Source organism: Haloferax chudinovii, assembly GCF_042663345.1.
Lineage (GTDB): Archaea > Halobacteriota > Halobacteria > Halobacteriales > Haloferacaceae > Haloferax > Haloferax chudinovii.
Genome location: NZ_JBHTAB010000001.1, coordinates 402,597 through 420,809 on the forward strand (window position 1 = coordinate 402,597; position 18,213 = coordinate 420,809).

Below are 18,213 nucleotides of genomic sequence, written 5' to 3' on the forward strand. Positions count from 1 at the left end.
GCCCGCTTTCTTCTCTCCACCGACCCGACTGCTCCGGAGCGGCTCCCATATCGCTCGCGTGCTCGCCAGCCCGCATGTGTGGCTGTGGCACGCGAAACCCCCGAATTCGGGGGTTTCGGCACCCGTAGTTCGACGGACTTAAGTTGAGCCTACTCGTCCTGCCGGACGAGGCAGGCAGTAGCCTGTTTCACTGACCCGTAGGAGCAATCCTGCGTACTACGGAGGTGAATAATGGCAGACACAATAGTTGACGCAGTCTCTCGCGCACTCGACGAGGCACCTGGGCGGAACTTCCGCGAAACGGTTGACCTCGCCGTGAACTTGCGAGACTTAGATCTTAACGACCCGTCGAAGCGTGTCGACGAGAGCATCGTGCTCCCGTCTGGCACCGGCCAGGACACCCAGATTGTGGTGTTCGCGACCGGTGAAACCGCGCTCCGCGCAGAGGATGTCGCCGACGAAGTTCTCGGGCCCGACGAGCTCGAAGACTTCGGCGACGACACCGATGCGGCGAAAGACCTTGCCGACGAGACCGACTTCTTCGTTGCCGAGGCTGGACTGATGCAGGACATCGGTCGCTACCTCGGTACCGTGCTCGGTCCCCGTGGTAAGATGCCGACCCCGCTTCAGCCCGACGACGACGTCGTCGAGACGGTGAACCGGATGAAGAACACGGTGCAACTCCGCTCGCGTGACCGTCGTACGTTCCACACGCGCGTCGGCGCAGACGACATGACGCCCGACGAGATCGCGGAGAACATCGACGTCATCGTCCGTCGTCTCGAAGCGACGCTCGAAAAGGGCCCGCTCAACATCGACTCCGTCTACGTGAAGACGACGATGGGGCCGTCCGTGGAGGTGCCCGAATGAGCGAATCCGAGGTTCGACAGACCGAGGTTATCCCGCAGTGGAAGCGTGACGAGGTCGACGAACTCGTCGACTTCATCGAATCCTACGAATCCGTCGGCGTCGTCGGCGTCGCGGGCATCCCGAGCCGCCAGCTCCAGGCCATGCGCCGCGAGCTTCACGGCTCGGCCGCGGTGCGCATGAGCCGGAACACGCTCGCGAACCGCGCGCTCGACGAAGTCAACGACGGCTTCGAGGAACTCAAGGAGTACATCGCCGGACAGGTCGCCCTCATCGGCACGAACGACAACCCGTTCGCCCTGTTCAAGGAGCTCGAGGCGTCGAAGACGCCCGCGCCCATCAACGCCGGTGAAGTCGCCCCGAACGACATCGTCATCCCCGAGGGTGACACCGGTGTCGACCCGGGTCCGTTCGTCGGCGAACTCCAGCAGGTCGGGGCGTCCGCCCGCATCATGGACGGCTCGATCAAGGTGACGGAAGACTCCAACGTCCTTTCGGCGGGCGAGGAAGTCTCCGAGGAACTCGCGAACGTCCTGGCGGAACTCGGCATCGAGCCCAAGGAGGTCGGTCTCGACCTCCGCGGCGTCTTCTCCGAAGGCGTCCTGTTCGAGCCCGACGAACTCGCCATCGACATCGACGAGTACCGCGCCGACATCCAGTCGGCCGTCTCCGCCGCGACGAACCTGTCGGTCAACGCGGTCTACCCGACCGCCCAGACCGCGCCGACGCTCATCGCCAAGGCGACGAGCGAGGCCAAGGCCGTCGGTCTGTTCGCCAACATCGAGAGCCCGGACTTCATGCCCGAGCTCATCTCGAAGGCGGACGCCCAGCTTCGGGCGCTCGCGGCGAACATCGACGACGAAGAGGCGCTTCCCGAGGAACTCCGCGGCGTGTCCGCGGCTGACACGGGTGCCGCCGAGGAAGAAGCATCGACTGACGAAGAAGCAGTGGACGCCGACGAGGCAGACGCCGACGCCGACGACGAAGCCGCCGACGACGACGGCGACGACGAAGACGCTGGCGACGCCCTCGGCTCCCTGTTCTAACAACACACAAGGTACACAACAATGGAATACGTCTACGCTGCGCTCATCCTGAACGAGTCGGACGAAGAGGTCAACGAAGAGAACATCACCGCGGTCCTCGAGGCCGCCGGTGTCGATGTCGAGGAGTCCCGTGTCAAGGCGCTCGTCGCCGCGCTCGAGGACGTCGACATCGAAGAGGCCATCGAGACGGCCGCCGCGGCCCCCGCGCCCGCCGCGGGCGGTTCCGCCGGTGGCGAGGTCGAGGCCGCTGACGACGACGACGAGGAAGACGCCGAAGAAGAGGCCGCTGACGAAGGCGGCGACGAAGGCGACGACGACGACGACGAAGAAGCCGACGGCGAGGGCCTCGGCGCGCTCTTCGGTTAAACTTCCGCGAGACCCCGCCGCGTCCGCGGCGACGCTCGCTTCGAAACCCCGCTTTCTTTCGACGCAACCCACCAGCGGCGGCGGCGGCCGCACATCCCCCGTCGCGGATGCGAACCCCGCCGCCGTTAGCGTCGGTGCCGTGCCCGTAGTTTCATAGCCGAGGCCGCGGCCACTCCGGCGCGATGTTCCTCACCGGCGGCGCGGTCGTCTCCCACCTCGGCCGAGTGGCGACGCTCGCGGCTCCCGCCGCGGCCGACCCGACAGTCGCCGCCCTCCTCGGCGTGGCCGTCGGCGTCCTCCTCGGGACCTGCTCGGGGCTGGTCCCCGGCCTCCACGCAAATGCCTTTGCCCTGCTTCTCGCCGGCGTCGCGTCCGACGCGCCCGGGCCGCCGGTCGCCGTCGCGGCCGCCGTGCTCGCCGCGTCGACGGTTCACACGTTCCTCGACGTGGTGCCGGCGCTGACGCTCGGCGTGCCCGACGCCGCGCTCGCGCCGGGTGCGTTGCCGGCGCACGAACTCGTCCTCGGCGGGCGAGGGCGGGAGGCGCTTCGGCTGTCGGCGCTCGGAAGCGGCGCGGCGCTCTGTCTGGCCGTTCCGCTCGCGGTGCCGCTCACCGACGTGCTGGTCGAGGGCTACCCCGTCGTCCGCGACCACCTGTGGCTGGTGCTCGCGGCCGTCGTCGTCGCGCTCGTCTGGACCGAACCGAGCCGTCGGGCGACGCTGGCGGCCTGCGTGACCATCGCCGCCTCGACGGGGCTGGGGCTCGCGGTCCTCGACCGGCCGTTCGGGGGGCCGCTCCCCGTCGGCGGCGTGTTGGCCCCGCTGTTGGCCGGCCTGTTCGGCGTGCCGGTCCTCTTGGCGGCGCGGCGGGGGTCCGGCGTGCCGCCACAGGGCGATGCCGCGCTCGCGACGTCGCCGGGGTCGGTCGCCCGGAGCGTCGCCGCGGGGACCGGCGGGGGCGCGTTCGTCGGCTACCTCCCGGGCGTCTCAGCCGGCGTCGCCGGGACGCTGGCACTGGCCGTCCTCCCCGGCCGCGACCCCGACGAATCGACGCGGACCTACGTCATCGCGACCAGCGCGGCCACGACGGCGACGACGGTGTTCGCGCTGTTCGCGCTCGCCGGCTTGGGAACGCCCAGAACGGGGGCGCTCGTCGCGCTCACCGAGGCGGAACTCCCGACCGGTCTCGGCCTCGCGGTGCCGGTCACGGTCGTCGCGGGGGTCTGCGGGGCGGCGTTGGTGCCGGTCGTCGGCGACCGGGCGCTCGCGGTCGTCGGGAGGTTCGACCAGCGCCGGCTCGTCGCCGCCGTCTGCGTCCTTCTCGTCGTTCTCTCGTGGGCGTTCGCGGGCGTCGGCGGTGTCGCCGTCCTCGCGGTCGCCGGCGTCGTCGGTCACATCCCCGTCCGATTCGGCTGTCGGCGCGTCCACCTGATGTGCGTCCTCATGGGGCCGCTGATACTCGGGTGAGCCGTGTCCACGCGGGACACGGATTTCCCCCGCGGGAACCCGGAAAGACAACGGTTAAAAGTCGCGCGCCGGTTTATGAGCGTATGAGCGAGTCCGAACAGCGACACGCGCACCAGTGTGTGTCCTGTGGCATCAACATCGCCGGCATGAGCGCGGCGACGTTCAAGTGCCCCGACTGTGGCCAGGAGATTTCGCGTTGTTCCAAGTGCCGCAAGCAGAGCAACCTCTACGAGTGCCCCGACTGCGGATTCATGGGTCCATAATCATGGGAAAGGTAGCCGCCAAAATCAAGGTCATGCCGAACAGCCCCGAGCTGGACCTCGACAGCCTCGAGGACGCGCTCGAAGACTCCCTGCCCGAGGGTGCGAAAATCAAGGGCTTCGAACGCGACGACGTCGCGTTCGGTCTCGTCGCCCTCCTGCCGACCGTCATCGTCCCCGACGACGCCGGTGGCACCGAGGCCGTCGAGGAAGCGTTCATCGAAGTCGAAGGCGTCGAGAGCGTCTCCGTCGAGAACGTCGGCCGTATCTGAACTGACGACCGACCTTTTTCGCGGTTCCGCCCCCATCCCCGGCCCCGGAGCGACCGCGCTCGCCCGCCGTTAGCGGCGCTCCATGAAGTAGACGCCGAGGACGACGCCGACCGTGAGCCCGAGCATCACGCCGATGGGCAGGGAGTTGCCGATGACCCCCGCGATGCCGCCGAGGAGGAAGCCGAGTGCCAGCCCGATACCGAACTGCTCGGCGCTGTGGCTCGACCCCTCGTGGTCGTCGGAATCGACCGTCACGGAGTCTGTGGGTTCGGCGTGGCTCTGTCGCTGTACGGACTCCGCACTCAGAGAGACTGACTCCTGGGACATACCACACTATTCATCGTGCTATTCAATAACCCTTACTCGCGTTCCCAACTCGCGGCAACGACGGGTTCGTGCGGGTGCGGTCGGACGAGTCGACCGGAGTCGACGCCTCAGAACGCCGCGTCGAACGCCCGCTGAAGGTCGGCTTTCATGTCGTCGATGTGCTCGATGCCGACGGAGACGCGGATGAGGCCGTCGGTGAGACCGGCTTCGAGGCGCTCCTCGCGGGGGATGGCCGCGTGGGTCATCGCCGCGGGCTGTTCGATGAGGCTCTCGACGCCGCCGAGGCTCTCGGCGAGCGTGAACACCTCGGTCTCCTCGACGACGGTCGATGCCTGTTCGAGCGAGCCGTCGAGTTCGAACGAGAGCATCCCGCCGAAGTCGTCCATCTGCTCGGCCGCGAGGTCGTGTTGCGGGTGGGAGTCGAGGCCGGGGTAGAACACCTCGGCGACCGCCTCGTGGTCGTCGAGCCACGCGGCGAGTTCGCGGGCGTTGTCGCAGTGGCGGTCCATCCGGACCGGGAGCGTCTTCGTCCCGCGGAGGACGAGGAAGCAGTCGAACGGGGAGGGCGTCGCGCCGACGGAGTTCTGGTAGAACGCGAGTTCTTCGTCTAACTCCGCGTCGTCGGTGACGAGCGCGCCGCCGACGACGTCGGAGTGGCCGCCGAGGTACTTCGTCAGCGAGTGCGAGACGATGTCCGCGCCGTGGTCGAGCGGGCGCTGGAGGTACGGCGTGGCGAAGGTGTTGTCGACGGCGCAGAGCGCGCCCACCTCGTGGGCGATGTCGGCGAGCGCGCCGATGTCGTTGACGCGCATGAGGGGGTTCGTCGGCGTCTCGACCCACACGAGTTCGGTCCCCTCGCGGACGGCGTCGCGGACCGCGTCGTGGTCGGTGGTGTCGACGAAGTCGAACTCGAGGTCGTACTTCTCGTACACCTGCGTGAAGATGCGGTGGGTGCCGCCGTAGACGTCGTTGCCGGCGACGACGTGGTCACCCGCTTCGAGGAGGTTGAGCACGGTGTTTATCGATCCCATCCCCGAGGAGAAGGCGCGGCCGTGCGAGCCGTGTTCGAGCGCCGCGAGGTTCGATTCGAGGTCGGTCCGCGTCGGGTTCCCGGTGCGGGAGTACTCGTAGCCGCGGTGGTCGCCCGGCCCGTCTTGGGCGTACGTCGAGTTCGCGTAGATGGGCGTCATGAGCGCGCCCGTCTCCTCGTCGGGCTCCTGTCCCGCGTGGATGGCGCGCGTCTCGATGCGCCGTTCGTCTTCGGACATACGAGAAGCGCCGCACCGACTCGGGTTAAGTCCGTCCCTCCCGCGCGACCACGCGGGAGACACACACGCGCGGTTCGTAACGTGCAATTTATAATGGCGACGCAAGTATTCGTTCTCACGACTATGCCGAGCTCCAACGGTCCGATGAAGGGGACGCGAGGAAAGCTCTCGAACAAGCCGCGCGAGCGCGGCACTTCGCCGCCGCAACGCGCTATCGCGGAATTTGAGGAGGGCCAGAAGGTCCACCTCAACATCGACCCGAGCGTTCGCAAGGGTCGCTTCCACCCGCGCTTCAACGGTCTCACCGGTGAAGTCTCCGGGAAGCAGGGCCGCGCGTTCAAGGTACAGATCAACGACGGCGGCAAAGAGAAGACGGTCATCGTCCGTCCCGCTCACCTGCGCGCCCAGCAGTAAGCGATGACCATCTTCAAAGAAAAGCTCGACGAGGAGTATCTGACGACCTCCGAGGTCAAGGAACTGCTCGCCGAGGTTGAGGCGGAACGCGCCGCCGACGAAGAGCGCGAGATGCGCTACGAACTGGCCCGTGCGATAGAACACGTCAACCGGTTCGCCCACCTCGACCCCGAGGAGTCTCGCGAACTCGTCGAGGAGCTCGCCGACCTCGAGAAGGTCGACGGTCCGACCGCCATCAAAATCGCGGACCTCCTCCCGCAGTCGCGCGACGAACTCCGCGCGGTGTTCGCCCAACAGCGGTACGCGCTCTCGGGCGACGAACTCGACGAAATCCTCAACGTCGTCGCGAAGTACGTCTGACTGCGTGACAGCGCGGCCAACTCTTTAAATATCGGCTCGCCGTAACTACTGACATGACACGTACCGAGAGCGGTGACGCCGACGCCACGACCGAGTACGTCGTCGTACTCGACGTACTCCGCCACGGGCGTCAGGGAGACGACCGACGGCGCTTCGACGCGGCACCCATCGCGTACGCGCTCGGAGAGTCGGACTTCCGTCTCCTCGAGTTGACCCTCGTCGAAGACGCCGACGTGAGCATCGGCGACCAGCTCGTCGTCTCGCCGGTCGCCGACCGCGAACTGATTCAGTCCGTCGAAGACCGCTCGTACGGCGACCTCTCGAACACGGCGACGGCCGAAGTCGACTACGTCGTCGAGGACATCGTCGAGGCCGACGAAAAGCGGTTCGTCGACTTCTACAACGACGCACAGCCCATCACTCTGCGGCTCCACCAGCTCAACTTGCTCCCCGGAATCGGCAAGAAACTCCGCGACAAGATTCTCGAATCGCGCAAGCGACAGGGGCCGTTCGAGTCGTTCGAAGACCTCGAAGAACGCGTCTCCGGGCTCCACCGCCCGAAGGAAGTCATCGTCGAGCGCATCCTCGAGGAACTCCGCGATAACGACGTGAAATACAAGACGTTCGTCGGACGCGACGGGCAGTAGCGGAACGGGGCTTTTACCCCCTCCCGCACGATACCTCTCCCAATGACGAGCGACCGCAACGAACAGGTCCGCGGGGCCGCCGCGCGCGACCCGGACGCCCTCATCCGGCGGGCGGGCGCTCGCGGGAACCCGGACCACGACCAGCACTTCCTCGTCGACGACCGCGTCGTCGACCGAATCCCGACGTATCTCCCCGAGGAGGCAGACCGCTCGCACGTCCTCGAAATCGGCGGCGGGCCGGGCGTCCTCACGGACCGACTGCTCGGCGTCGCCGACCGCGTGACCGTCGTCGAACAGGACCGGACGTTCGCCGAGCACCTGCGCCGCGAGTTCGCCGACGAGGTCGAATCGGGGCGGCTCACCGTCGTCGAGGGCGACGCGCTCGACGTCGACCTGCCCGAGTTCACGGCGTGCGTCTCGAACCTCCCGTACGGCATCTCCTCGGAGATCTCGTTCCGCCTGCTCCCCCGCGGGAAGCCGCTCGTGTTGATGTTCCAGACGGAGTTCGGCGAGCGGATGGCCGCCGAGGCGGGCACCTCGGAGTACGGTCGCCTCTCGGTGAGCACCCAACACTACGGCGAGGTCGAACTCTGCGAGCACGTCCCCCGCGAGGCGTTCGACCCCAAGCCGGCGGTCCAGAGCGTCATCGTCCGCATCACGCCGCGCGAACCGGACTACGAGGTCGCCGACGAGGCGTTCTTCCTCGACTTCGTGAAGGCGCTGTTTACCCAGCGGCGCAAGACCATCAGAAACGGCATCCGCAACACGGCGCACATCTCCGGGCTGTCGGACCCCGAGGCCGTCGTCGAGGCCGCGGACGAAGACGTCCTCCGAAAGCGCGCCGGCAACATGGCTCCCGCAGAGTTCGCCGAACTCGCCGAACTCGCCGCGTCGGTCGGCCGGTAACCTAACTCCATGATACGTCCCGCGCTCGCCGTGGCCCTCTCCCGTCTCGCCTCCGCCGGCACGCCCCTCCAGAGCGGGGCCCTCCTCGACATCGCGTCGCTGTTTCCGACGTTCGAACTCCGCGTCGCCGCGAGCGTCCTCGTGACCGTCGCCGTCGTCGCCATCTGGCGGGTCGGCGCGCGACTCCACGACACGGAGGTCGACGCCGTCTCGATGCCGGTGTGGCATCTCTCGGTGACGATGCTTCGTCTCGTCGTCGTTGTCGCCGGCGGGGCGTTCGTCTTCGCGCTCTGGTCGCTGTCGGGCGACATCGGCACGATTTCTGCGCAGTACGACCTCAACAGACGGACGTTCGTCCGCATTGGGCTGTCGGCGGCGTCCGTCGTCGGCGCGTACGTCCTCACGAGCGTCCTCGGCCGGTTCATCAAGGAAATCGCGAGCACGCGCCCGGAGATTTCGGACCACCAGCGCGAAATCATCTACCGCATCGCGCAGGTGACGACCTACCTCGCGACGCTCGCGGTCATTCTCGGCATCTGGCGGGCCGACCTCGGCGGCTTCCTCGTCGGGGCTGGCTTCCTCGGCATCGTGGTCGGCATGGCCGCGAGACAGACCCTCGGCGCGCTCATTGCGGGCTTCGTCATCATGTTCTCTCGGCCGTTCGAAATCGGTGACTGGGTCGAGGTCGGCGACCACGAGGGCATCGTCACCGAAATCACGGTCGTGAACACGCGCATCCAGACGTTCGACGGCGAGTTCGTGATGATTCCGAACGACGTGGTGAGCTCGGAGAGCCTCGTCAACCGGAGCCGAAAGGGGCGGCTCCGACTCGACGTCGAGGTCGGCGTCGACTACGACACCGACGTCGACCGCGCCGCCGAGGTGGCACAGGCGACCGTCGAAGACCTCGACGAGGTGCTTTCGGTGCCGAAGCCGCAGGTCGTCGCCAAGCGGTTCGGTGACTCGGCGGTCGTTCTCGGGGTGCGCCCGTGGATAGACCGCCCGAGCGCCCGCCGGTGGTGGCGCGCGCGGACGGCGACTATCTCGGCCGTCAGCGAGGCGTTCGACGAGGCGGACATCACCATCCCGTTCCCCCAGCGCGCGCTGTCCGAGCGCGACCCCTCGGGTCCGATTCCGCTCACGGACGCGCGGCCCGAAGCGAGTCCCGAAACCGACGGCGGCGTCGAGAGCGGAGAGGTCGGTAACGACGCCCCGTCCGGCTCCGAGGAGGCGGACCGATGACCGACCTCGCCGAGCGACGCGGGATGAACACCTCGGTTTACCAGCCCGCGGAGGACTCCGGCCTGCTCGCGCAGGCCGCGGTCGGCCGCGTCTCGGGGCGCGTCCTCGAAGTCGGGACCGGCTCGGGCTGGGTCGCAGAACGGCTCGCGAGGAAGACCGACGCCGACGTGGTCGCGAGCGACCTCAACCCCCACGCCTGCCGGCAGGCCGCCGAGCGCGCCGCCGCCCTCCGCGGCGACGGGCACCGCGGGTTCGAGGTCGTCCGCGGGAGCCTCGTCGAACCGTTCCGCGACGACGCCTTCGACGCGGTGGCGTTCAACCCGCCGTACCTCCCCGAGGACCTCGAAGCCGCGCGCGACGACTGGATGGAGGTCGCGCTCACCGGCGGCGAGGACGGCCGCGAAATCATCGACCCCTTCCTCGACACGGTCGGGCGCGTCCTCAAACCGGGCGGCACGGTCTTCCTCCTCGTGAGTAGCTTCACCGGCTACGACGAGGTCCTCGCCCGCGCCGAGGCGAACGGCTTCGGCCACGAGGTCGTCGTTCGGGAGTCGTACCCCTACGAGACGCTCACGGTTCTCGCGTTGGGATAACCAATGCGCATATGTTGATACAGGAAATATTATACACCGTCATTTCTTAGCCAGGAGTGATGACTGAACTCGTCTCGACGACACCGGGGCTGTATCCCCTCCCGGATTGGGCGAAACAGGAGCTTTCGGACCTCAAGGGCCACCAGAAACACGACCTCATCTCCGGTACCGAGGGCGCAGACATCGTGGGCGCGTACGACCGCGCCCGCGAGGAAGTCGTCTCCGAGCAGGGCGACGCCGGTCTCGACCGCGTCGTCGAGGGGCAACTCCGCTGGGACGACATGCTCGCGCACCCGCTGACGGTCCACGAGAACGTCGAGACGGGCGGCATCGTCCGCTACTACGACAACAACAACTTCTACCGCGACCCGCAGGTCCGCGGCGAACTCACCTTCTCCGGCGACGTCGCGGCCGAACTCGACGCCACCGCCGACCTCCTCGGCGACGAGTCGCTGCAGGCTGTCCTCCCCGGCCCGTACTCGCTTTCGGACCTCGCCACCGACGAGCACTACGGCGACGAGGCCGACTTCCTCGACGCCGTGAGCGAGTTCCTCGCGGGCGAGGTCGACGCCTTCCCCGACCACGAGACGCTGTTCCTCCTCGAGCCCTCGCTCGTGTTCTCGCCGCCGGGCGAGGACGTCGACGAGCGCGTCGCCGAGGCCATCTCCGCCGTCTCCGACGCGACCGACGCCGACGTGGTCGTCCACACCTACTGGGGCGCGCTCGACGAGAAGGTCTACGCGCACCTCATGGACGCCGACGTCGACGCCATCGGCTTCGACTTCGTCGCCGGCGACCGCGACCAGACGCTTTACAACATCAACGAGTACGGCACGAAAGACGACATCGCCCTGGGCCTCGTCGACGGCCAGAACACGCTGGTCGAAGACCCCGAGACGGTCCGCGAGCGCGTCGAGTGGACCCTCGACAACGTCCAGACCCAGACGTTCGACACCGCCTACGTGACCTCCAACACCGAACTGTTCTACCTGCCGGAGAACCGCGCGACGGAGAAACTGGCCGCGCTCGCGGCCGCCACCGAGGACGAACTGGAGGTGGAAGCATGAGCCGCGACGCCGAGAACCGCGAGCAGTTCCGCCCCGAGGGCCACGACACCGAGCACTTCCTGCTCACGACCGTCGTCGGCTCTTACCCCAAGCCCAAGTGGCTCAACCGCGCCAACGACCTCGCGGAGGACCCCGACTCCAAGTTCACCCAAGAGCACCTCCACGAGGCCCACGACGACGCCTGTCGCGTCATCACCAACGAGCACGAGCGCTCCGGTCTCGACACCGTCGTCGACGGCGAGATGCGCCGCGAGGAGATGGTCGAGTACTTCGCTCACCGCATCCCCGGCTACGAGTTCAACGGCCCGGTGAAGGTGTGGGGTCACAACTACTTCGACAAACCCTCCGTCGTCGGCGAGGTGGAGTACGACGAGCCGTGGCTGGTCGACGAGTTCGAGTTCACGAGCGAGGTGGCCTCCAAGCCAGTCAAGGTGCCCATCACGGGCCCGTACACGCTGGCGAGCTGGTCGTTCAACGAGCGCTACGACTCCGAGGCGGACCTCGCGTACGCGCTGGCCGACCTCGTCAACGAGGAGATCGAACAGCTCGTCGAGGCGGGCGCGACCTACATCCAAATCGACGAGCCCGCGCTGGCGACGACGCCGGACGACCACGCCATCGTCGGCGAGTGTCTCGAACGCATCGTCGCGGGCATCCCCGACGAGGTGCGCATCGGTCTCCACGTCTGTTACGGCGACTACTCCCGCATCTACCCCGAACTCAACGACTACCCCATCGACGAGTTCGACGTGGAACTCTGCAACGGCGGCTACGAGCAGATCGACGTGTTCACCGACCCCGAGTTCGAGCCGGACCTCGCGCTCGGCGTCGTCGACGTCCACACGGCCGACGTCGAGAGCGTCGAGGAAATAAAGGAGAACATCAAGCAGGGCCTGAAGGTCGTCCCGCCGGAGAAGCTCACCGTCTCGCCCGACTGCGGCGTGAAGCTCCTCCCCCGCGAGGTCGCCTACCAGAAGATGGAGAACATGGTCACAGCCGCCCGCGAGGTCGAAGCCGAACTCGACGCCGGCGAGATCGACCTCGACGCGCCCGTCCCGCAGGCCGACTGAGCCGCCGACGCCGCGTTCGCGTTCGCTCTTTTTCGTCCGTCGCGACCCGCGACCCCGGAGCCGCGGGATTCCGCCGCGGTCGGTCGCGGCTCGGTCGGTGGTGGCGACGCGACGACTTGGCGGCGTGACGGCGCGACTCAGGCGCGCTCGGTCTCGAACGCGCGACCGAGTGCGGCATCGTCGTCGCCCCGGCGGTGGCGGGAGGCGTCGCCGCTTTCGACGCGCCAGCCGCCGTCGGAACCGCGCACCAGCGGAAGCTCCGCGCCGACGGCGTCCGAAATCTCCTCGGGAACCACGTCGCACGCCGCGGCGACGCGCTCGAATCGCGACCCGCCAGTCAGCGCCTCTGGCACCGGCACCCAGACGGTCGCGGTCCGGTCGTCGGGCGTCGCGAGCGCGAGGTCGAACCGCACGCCGTCCCGCCGGGAGAATCGGGCGAGGCCGCTCGCGCCCCGCCGCCGCTCGGGGGCGACGTTCGTGACGACGCCCGAATCGACGTGGTCGAGCGCGCGCAGGCCGGCCACGCGGAGTTCCACGTCGCGGATGTCGGTCGGCCCGAGGACGACCGGGCGCACGAGCGTCGAGAGCGTCGCCGCCAGTCGCGCGGTCGTCCACGCCGCAATCGCGGTCGCGCCGAGCATCGCCACCGCGCCGCCGACGAACACCACCGCGAGCGCGAGGAGCACGAGTTCCACTTCGACCATGTGACACGTTTCGCCGGGCGACGAGAAAACCGTTGTTCGCCGCGCGGTGGACGGTCAGGCCGCGGTGAGGGTCGTCGCCGACCGCGAATGACCGATGGTAGAATCCCGCACACCGAACCGACGAGAACACCCTCTCGACGGCTGGAGCGCGGACGAGAGGGGAGACGTGGCCGTCGCTCCTCTCGAAGAAAGCGTGAGAACCGCGAGACGAGACTTACTCGTAGAGCCAGGTCTCGTCGACGCGCTCGTAGTCGACGAGTTCGTCCTCGTCGAAGAAGAGCGCGATTTCGCGCTCGTTCGCGCCCTCGTCCTCGTGGTCGGAGCCGTGGATGACGTTCCGGCCGAGGTCGAGACCGTAGTCGCCGCGGATGGTACCGGGGGCGGACTCTGCGGGGTCCGTCTCGCCCATCATGCCGCGGACCTGTCGCGTCGCGTCCTGTCCTTCCCAGACCATCGCGAAGACGGGACCGGACGTGATGAATTCGACGAGACCTTCGAAGAAGGGCTTGCCCTCGTGCTCGCCGTAGTGGTCGTGGGCGAGCTCCTCGTCGATCTGCATGAACTTGCCGGCGACCATCTTGAGACCGCGGTCCTCGAAGCGGGAGACGATGTCTCCGATGAGGCCGCGCTGGACGCCGTCGGGCTTGACCATCACGAAGGTGCGCTCTGCGTCGGACATCTAGTTGTCCTCCGACTTGCCGCTCGCGCGGCGGCCGGCCTCCGTCCACTCGAGGTCGCGGGCCTCGCGGCCGAGGAAGTAGTTCTTCTCGGCCTTCGAGTCCTTGAAGTGGAGGATGGTGCCGTCGGTCTTGACGTACATCGTGCCCGTTCCGGGCTCGATTTCGTCACCGCTGTAGTCGCACGTGCGCTTTTCGACCATTGTTACTGCCCTCCGATGGAGTCGGCGTCACGCTGGGTCTCGCGGAGCTGGAGGATGTCGCCCTCGCGGACGGGACCCAGCACGTTTCGCGTGATGATACGGCCCTGGTTGGAGCCTTCGCGGATGCGGCACTTGACCTGCATGGCCTCGCCGTGCATCCCAGTCTTTCCAACGACTTCGATGACTTCGGCAGGCGTCGAGTCGCTGGCTTGTTCGTCCGCGCTCATGGTCGGTTATCGAAGGTCCTCGACCTTAGTCGCGATGTCCTCGACATCGTCGGACGCGTCGCCGGCGTCGACGATGGCGGCCGCGGCACTGCCGACTTCGAGGCCGGCGGCGTGGCCGATGTCGTCCTGCGTCTCGACGAAGATGAACGGAATGCCCTTCTCGTCGGCGAGTTCGGGCAGGTGCATGACGATTTCCTCGGGGGAAACGTCTTCCGCGATGAGGACGAGCTGGGCGTTGCCCCGCTCGATGGACTTGGTCGTTTCGTTGGTTCCTTTCTTCACGATACCAGTATCTCGGGCGACCTCGAGCGCCTCGACGGCGCTGTCAGCGAGGTCGGCCGGTACGTCGAAGTCTACGTAAACAGCCATTGTTGTTCACCTATATCCTGCTCGCGGGCTCGACTCCCTCGCCGGTATCACACCGGTCGGTCGGTCGCGACCGGTCAACGATATCCCTACGGCGAGGAGGTTCATCAACCCCGGACAGGCTGTAACCATCCTTTGCTTCGGCCCCCATAAAAGCGCTTTCAAAATCGTACCGCCGTGCGACGCGTCCGCACGACCCGCGAATCGCCCGATTCCCCGCCGACCACAGCGCCCCGAATCGCAGTGTCGATTGCTCACACGAATCACTCGTGACGGGGTGTGACACCCCACTGAAATCGCCGGCTGAACCGACTGGGGGACGAGCGCGCTCGCACCCGACCGAAGGAAGTGAATAGTCGCGCCGGCGTATCGACCCCATGACCGAACTCGGCGACGACCCCGACGTCGAGGCGCTCGCCGCCGCCCGCCGCGAGGAGGCGCTGGCGACGAACCAGCGACGCCTCCTCGTCCTCGCCGGCGACCGGGACGCCGGTATCGACGCCGCCTTCGACGCGGTCCGCGGGGCCGACGTGCCCGACGACGAGGTGACGTTCGTCACCGCCCGCGAGGGGTTTCGCTTCCACCGCGTCGAACCGAAGCGCGCCTCGTCGCTCCTCGGGACGACCCGAACGCTCGTCGTCCTCGACGCCCACGAGGAGTTCTCGGCGAACGCGCTCGGCCGCGTCGCCGGCGCGGTCGACGGCGGCGGCCTGCTCGTCTTGCTCACCCCGTCGCTCGACGACTGGCCGGCCCGCCGCGACGGCTTCGACGAGCGACTGGCCGTCCCGCCGTTTTCCGTCGGCGACGTGAGTGGTCGCTTCCGCGGCCGACTCGTCTCGACGCTCCGGGACCACCCCGGCGTCGCCCTCGTCGACCTCGATTCGGGAACCGTCGAGCGCGACGGCGCGTACCGACAGGGAATCAGCTTCGACGCCGCCCCGCCGCGGGTGCCGAGAGAGAAAGACCGCAGGTTCCCGCGGCGCGCCTACGAAGACTGCCTCACCGCCGACCAGTCCGAGGCGCTCGCCGCGCTCGAAGCCCTGACGGAACCGGGGACCGCCGTCGTCGTGGAGGCCGACCGCGGCCGCGGGAAGTCGAGCGCGGCGGGTCTCGCCGCCGGCAGTCTCGCGGCCGAGGGCGCCGACGTGGTCGTGACCGCGCCCGGGACGCGGAACGCCGCCGAGGTGTTCGCCCGCGCCGAGCGACTCCTCTCCGAACTCGGCGCGCTCCGAGGCGACGCCACAGCGGAGTTCGACATCGCGACCGAACGCGGCGGGCGCGTCCGCTACGTCCCGCCGACAGAAGCCAGCGCGGCGGCGGCCGACGCCGACGCGCTCGTCGTGGACGAGGCCGCGGCCCTCCCCGTCAGGCTCCTCGAATCGTTCCTCGCCGCGCCCGCGGTCGCCTTCTGTACGACCGTCCGCGGCTACGAGGGCGCGGGTCGCGGCTTCGCCGTCCGCTTCCGCGACCGCCTCGACGACGCGGACCGCGAGGTGACCGACGCGCGCCTCGACGACCCGATTCGCTACGCCGCCGGCGACCCCGTCGAGTCGTGGACGTTCCGCGCGCTCCTCCTCGACGCCCGCCCGCCGGTCGACCAACTCGTCGCGGACGCGACGCCCGAGTCCGCCGCGTACCGGGCGCTTTCGCCCGACGACTTGCTGGCGGACGAGCACCTGCTCCGCGAGGCGTTCGGCCTGCTCGTCCTCGCGCACTACCGGACCGAGCCGGACGACCTCGCCCGCCTCCTCGACGCCCCGAACCTGACGCTTCGGGCGCTCACCCACGAGGGCCGAGTCGTCTCCGTCGCGCTCCTCGCCCGCGAGGGCGGTCTCGACGCCGACACCCGCCGGCAGATGTACGACGGCGGCCGCATCCGCGGGAACATGCTCCCCGACGTGTTCACGAGCCAACTCCGCGACGAGGTCGCGGGCGTCCCCATCGGCTACCGCGTGATGCGCATCGCCACCCACCACGCGGTCCGGTCGTCCGGCCTCGGCTCGCGGCTCCTCTCGGAGCTCCGCGACGAGTTCGGTGGCGAGGCGGACTACCTCGGCGTCGGCTTCGGCGCGACCCCCGAACTCCTCTCGTTTTGGCGCGACAACGGCTACGGGACGGTCCACCTCTCGACCACCAGAAACGACACCAGCGGCGAGTACTCGGCGCTCATGGTGCGCCCCCTGTCGCCCGCCGGCCGCGACCTCCGCGACCGCCACGCGAGGTGGTTCCGCGGCCGCGTCGGCGACGTGCTCGGCGACGCTCTCTCGGACCTCGACGCCGACGTGGCGCGGGCCGCCCTCGCCGCCGTCGAGGTCGGTTCTGACTCCGCCGCCGCCGCCGACGCCGAGTTCGCCTTCTCGCCCGACCTCTCCGAGTACGAGTGGCGCGTCGTCGTCGGCGCGTCGTACGGGCCGGGACTTTACACGACCGCTCCGGGCGCGTTCCGGCGACTCGGACTCGCGCACCTCACGAATCCGGGCCGAGCCTCGCTCACGCCCCGCGAGGAGCGACTGCTGGTCCGCAAGGTCCTCCAGACGCGGCCGTGGGACGCCGTCGCCGACGAACTCGATTTCCACTCGACCGCGGGGGCAATGCGCGCCCTCGGCGACGCCTACGAACCGCTCGTCGACGAGTACGGCACCGACGCGGCCCACGAGGAGCGCGAGCGGTTCCGGTGACGCCGCCCGTGGAACGGTCGCGCCGGTCGCCCCCTCGCCGACACACCGATAGTCGTCGGAGCCGACGCTCCCGGTATGGCTGACTGTAGCGAACCCGACTGCGAGAACGTCGCGGCGGTCAGGCTCTACGTGCCGTGGGACGCCGACAGAGACGTCTGTACGGCTCACGCGAGGGCGCTCGTTCAGCAGGACGGCGTCGTCGCCGAACCCCTCGACGGAGCCGAAGACGACTGGTCGTAAGCCGGTCGAGTGGTCGCGCGACCGGTCGCGAGCTGGGCAGTCGCGAGCCGACGCCTCGCTGTCGGGAAGCGACGACGCGCAGAAAATCAGGGTCGGAGACGAAGCGAATCCGCGCTCACCGGAGCGAGACGGCCATCATCACTTCGTCGACGTAGTCGCCGTCTATCTTGTAGTGGCCGTCGCGGACGGCTTCGGTCTCCCAGCCGCGGCCTTCGAGGAACGCGATAGCCTCCTCGTTGGTCGCCGGGATGCTGTTGTAGAGTTTCTCGAAGCCGCGCTCGCGCGCCCAGTCGACGCCGCGGTCGAGGAGTCTGCTCCCGATGCCGTTGCCGCGGAACTCCGGTCGCGTGCCGACGGTCAGGACGGCGGTGTGGCTCAGTTTCTCCGCCTCGGGCAGGTCGAGGTGGACCCAGCCGGCGAGCTCGTCGCCGACGGTGGCGACGAACACCATCCGGGAGTTGACGTCGTTGTGCCGGAGGACGACCTCCTCGTGGTCGAGCAGGTCGGCGACCGTCTCGGCCTCGATGTACCGGCCCTCGTCCGCGACCTCGTGGATGGCGTCGACGAGGCTCTCCAAATCGACGTTCTGTGCCATCCGAATCGTCGCGTCGAGGTCGCCGAGTTCGACCGTCTCCGCCTCGCCGGGCGCGTAGGCCACCTCGACGTGGTTGCCGACCTTTCGGATGTAGCCGTCGCGTCGCAGGACGGTCAGATGCGCCCCCAGCGCCGCCGGCTCGAAGTTGAGCGCCCGCCGTACCTCGTCCTCGCGGACGGTCCCGTTGCGCTCGATGTACTCGTAGATGTCTTTGCGGTCTTTGTGTCCGAAGTTGAGACTGTCAGTTACTTCCATGGTACACAATCACACTCATTATTTATAATTGTTGTTCGTGTTTGACCCGCCGACAGTCGGCTTCGCCGACGAGTGAAACGAGGACCGCGGGGCGGCG

The 18,213-nt window shown here is 68.2% G+C and carries 24 protein-coding genes; 16 read left to right on the forward strand and 8 right to left on the reverse strand.

Annotation, left to right across the window (positions count from 1 at the left end; all coding sequences use genetic code 11):
- The first annotated feature begins 231 nt into the window (after positions 1 to 231).
- The 6 genes from ACFQI8_RS02010 (at position 232) to ACFQI8_RS02035 (ending at position 4,277) form a co-directional block, all read left to right on the forward strand.
- Positions 232 to 870: a 50S ribosomal protein L1 gene (locus tag ACFQI8_RS02010; RefSeq protein WP_089777448.1), complete on the forward strand. Its 639-nt coding sequence runs from the start codon at positions 232 to 234 to the stop codon at positions 868 to 870.
- Positions 867 to 1,913, forward strand: coding sequence for a 50S ribosomal protein L10 (locus ACFQI8_RS02015; RefSeq protein ID WP_390242518.1), 1,047 nt, complete (start codon positions 867 to 869; stop codon positions 1,911 to 1,913). The genes ACFQI8_RS02010 and ACFQI8_RS02015 overlap by 4 nt, the downstream gene beginning before the upstream one ends.
- Before the next feature lie 21 nt (positions 1,914 to 1,934).
- Complete coding sequence (rpl12p, locus tag ACFQI8_RS02020; protein WP_390242519.1) at positions 1,935 to 2,279, forward strand: 50S ribosomal protein P1; 345 nt, start codon at positions 1,935 to 1,937, stop codon at positions 2,277 to 2,279.
- A gap of 182 nt (positions 2,280 to 2,461) precedes the next feature.
- Entirely contained in the window at positions 2,462 to 3,745 is a 1,284-nt protein-coding gene (locus ACFQI8_RS02025; RefSeq protein WP_390242520.1) for a tripartite tricarboxylate transporter permease, read from the forward strand.
- A gap of 83 nt (positions 3,746 to 3,828) precedes the next feature.
- Positions 3,829 to 4,008: an HVO_2753 family zinc finger protein gene (locus tag ACFQI8_RS02030; protein ID WP_004042997.1), complete on the forward strand. Its 180-nt coding sequence runs from the start codon at positions 3,829 to 3,831 to the stop codon at positions 4,006 to 4,008.
- A 2-nt stretch (positions 4,009 to 4,010) separates the two neighbouring features.
- Positions 4,011 to 4,277: an elongation factor 1-beta gene (locus tag ACFQI8_RS02035; protein ID WP_004042995.1), complete on the forward strand. Its 267-nt coding sequence runs from the start codon at positions 4,011 to 4,013 to the stop codon at positions 4,275 to 4,277.
- A 69-nt stretch (positions 4,278 to 4,346) separates the two neighbouring features.
- Here ACFQI8_RS02035 and ACFQI8_RS02040 read toward each other — a convergent pair whose 3' ends face one another.
- Positions 4,347 to 4,604, reverse strand: coding sequence for a glycine zipper domain-containing protein (locus ACFQI8_RS02040; RefSeq protein ID WP_390242521.1), 258 nt, complete (start codon positions 4,602 to 4,604; stop codon positions 4,347 to 4,349).
- A gap of 107 nt (positions 4,605 to 4,711) precedes the next feature.
- Positions 4,712 to 5,872, reverse strand: coding sequence for a cystathionine gamma-synthase (locus ACFQI8_RS02045; protein ID WP_390242522.1), 1,161 nt, complete (start codon positions 5,870 to 5,872; stop codon positions 4,712 to 4,714).
- 123 nt (positions 5,873 to 5,995) lie between these two features.
- Between ACFQI8_RS02045 and ACFQI8_RS02050 the strand changes: the two genes are divergently transcribed.
- From ACFQI8_RS02050 to ACFQI8_RS02085, 8 genes are read left to right on the forward strand one after another with little or no spacing between them, the layout of a single operon-like run.
- Complete coding sequence (locus ACFQI8_RS02050) at positions 5,996 to 6,286, forward strand: 50S ribosomal protein L21e (RefSeq protein WP_390242523.1); 291 nt, start codon at positions 5,996 to 5,998, stop codon at positions 6,284 to 6,286.
- 3 nt (positions 6,287 to 6,289) lie between these two features.
- Complete coding sequence (locus tag ACFQI8_RS02055) at positions 6,290 to 6,646, forward strand: RNA polymerase Rpb4 family protein (RefSeq protein WP_390242524.1); 357 nt, start codon at positions 6,290 to 6,292, stop codon at positions 6,644 to 6,646.
- Positions 6,647 to 6,699: 53 nt separating this feature from the next.
- The gene (locus ACFQI8_RS02060) at positions 6,700 to 7,293 is read left to right on the forward strand and encodes a DUF655 domain-containing protein (RefSeq protein ID WP_390242525.1); all 594 of its coding nucleotides are present in this window, start codon (positions 6,700 to 6,702) and stop codon (positions 7,291 to 7,293) included.
- Positions 7,294 to 7,335: 42 nt separating this feature from the next.
- Positions 7,336 to 8,199: a 16S ribosomal RNA methyltransferase A gene (locus tag ACFQI8_RS02065; protein ID WP_390242526.1), complete on the forward strand. Its 864-nt coding sequence runs from the start codon at positions 7,336 to 7,338 to the stop codon at positions 8,197 to 8,199.
- A 9-nt stretch (positions 8,200 to 8,208) separates the two neighbouring features.
- Complete coding sequence (locus ACFQI8_RS02070; RefSeq protein WP_390242527.1) at positions 8,209 to 9,441, forward strand: mechanosensitive ion channel family protein; 1,233 nt, start codon at positions 8,209 to 8,211, stop codon at positions 9,439 to 9,441.
- Positions 9,438 to 10,034: a HemK2/MTQ2 family protein methyltransferase gene (locus ACFQI8_RS02075; protein ID WP_390242528.1), complete on the forward strand. Its 597-nt coding sequence runs from the start codon at positions 9,438 to 9,440 to the stop codon at positions 10,032 to 10,034. Before ACFQI8_RS02070 ends, ACFQI8_RS02075 begins: the two co-directional genes overlap by 4 nt.
- A 59-nt stretch (positions 10,035 to 10,093) precedes the next feature.
- A complete protein-coding gene (locus tag ACFQI8_RS02080; protein WP_390242529.1) occupies positions 10,094 to 11,101 on the forward strand; it encodes a 5-methyltetrahydropteroyltriglutamate--homocysteine methyltransferase in 1,008 nt (335 codons plus the stop codon).
- Positions 11,098 to 12,171, forward strand: a complete 1,074-nt coding sequence (locus ACFQI8_RS02085) for a methionine synthase (protein WP_390242530.1) — start codon at positions 11,098 to 11,100, stop codon at positions 12,169 to 12,171. Before ACFQI8_RS02080 ends, ACFQI8_RS02085 begins: the two co-directional genes overlap by 4 nt.
- Before the next feature lie 137 nt (positions 12,172 to 12,308).
- Here ACFQI8_RS02085 and ACFQI8_RS02090 read toward each other — a convergent pair whose 3' ends face one another.
- From ACFQI8_RS02090 to rpl7ae, 5 genes are all read right to left on the reverse strand, one after another.
- Positions 12,309 to 12,875 carry a hypothetical protein gene (locus ACFQI8_RS02090; RefSeq protein ID WP_390242531.1) on the reverse strand — a complete coding sequence of 189 codons (567 nt, stop codon included), beginning with the start codon at positions 12,873 to 12,875 and terminating at the stop codon, positions 12,309 to 12,311.
- A 214-nt stretch (positions 12,876 to 13,089) separates the two neighbouring features.
- Entirely contained in the window at positions 13,090 to 13,554 is a 465-nt protein-coding gene (ndk, locus tag ACFQI8_RS02095; protein WP_089777438.1) for a nucleoside-diphosphate kinase, read from the reverse strand.
- Complete coding sequence (locus tag ACFQI8_RS02100) at positions 13,555 to 13,755, reverse strand: 50S ribosomal protein L24e (protein ID WP_004969391.1); 201 nt, start codon at positions 13,753 to 13,755, stop codon at positions 13,555 to 13,557.
- A 2-nt stretch (positions 13,756 to 13,757) separates the two neighbouring features.
- On the reverse strand, positions 13,758 to 13,982 hold the full coding sequence (locus ACFQI8_RS02105; protein ID WP_004042966.1) for a 30S ribosomal protein S28e: 225 nt from the start codon (positions 13,980 to 13,982) through the stop codon (positions 13,758 to 13,760).
- Between the two features lie 6 nt (positions 13,983 to 13,988).
- Entirely contained in the window at positions 13,989 to 14,351 is a 363-nt protein-coding gene (rpl7ae, locus tag ACFQI8_RS02110; RefSeq protein WP_004042964.1) for a 50S ribosomal protein L7Ae, read from the reverse strand.
- Between the two features lie 374 nt (positions 14,352 to 14,725).
- Between rpl7ae and tmcA the strand changes: the two genes are divergently transcribed.
- Together tmcA and ACFQI8_RS02120 are read left to right on the forward strand one after the other, a co-directional pair.
- A complete protein-coding gene (gene tmcA, locus ACFQI8_RS02115) occupies positions 14,726 to 17,026 on the forward strand; it encodes a tRNA(Met) cytidine acetyltransferase TmcA (RefSeq protein WP_390242532.1) in 2,301 nt (766 codons plus the stop codon).
- Between the two features lie 75 nt (positions 17,027 to 17,101).
- Positions 17,102 to 17,266 (forward strand): hypothetical protein, encoded by a 165-nt coding sequence (locus ACFQI8_RS02120; RefSeq protein ID WP_310893530.1) that lies wholly within the window; start codon positions 17,102 to 17,104, stop codon positions 17,264 to 17,266.
- Positions 17,267 to 17,381: 115 nt separating this feature from the next.
- On the opposite strand, the gene ACFQI8_RS02125 is transcribed toward ACFQI8_RS02120, so the two are convergent.
- On the reverse strand, positions 17,382 to 18,116 hold the full coding sequence (locus ACFQI8_RS02125; protein WP_390242533.1) for a GNAT family N-acetyltransferase: 735 nt from the start codon (positions 18,114 to 18,116) through the stop codon (positions 17,382 to 17,384).
- Positions 18,117 to 18,213 lie beyond the last annotated feature (97 nt).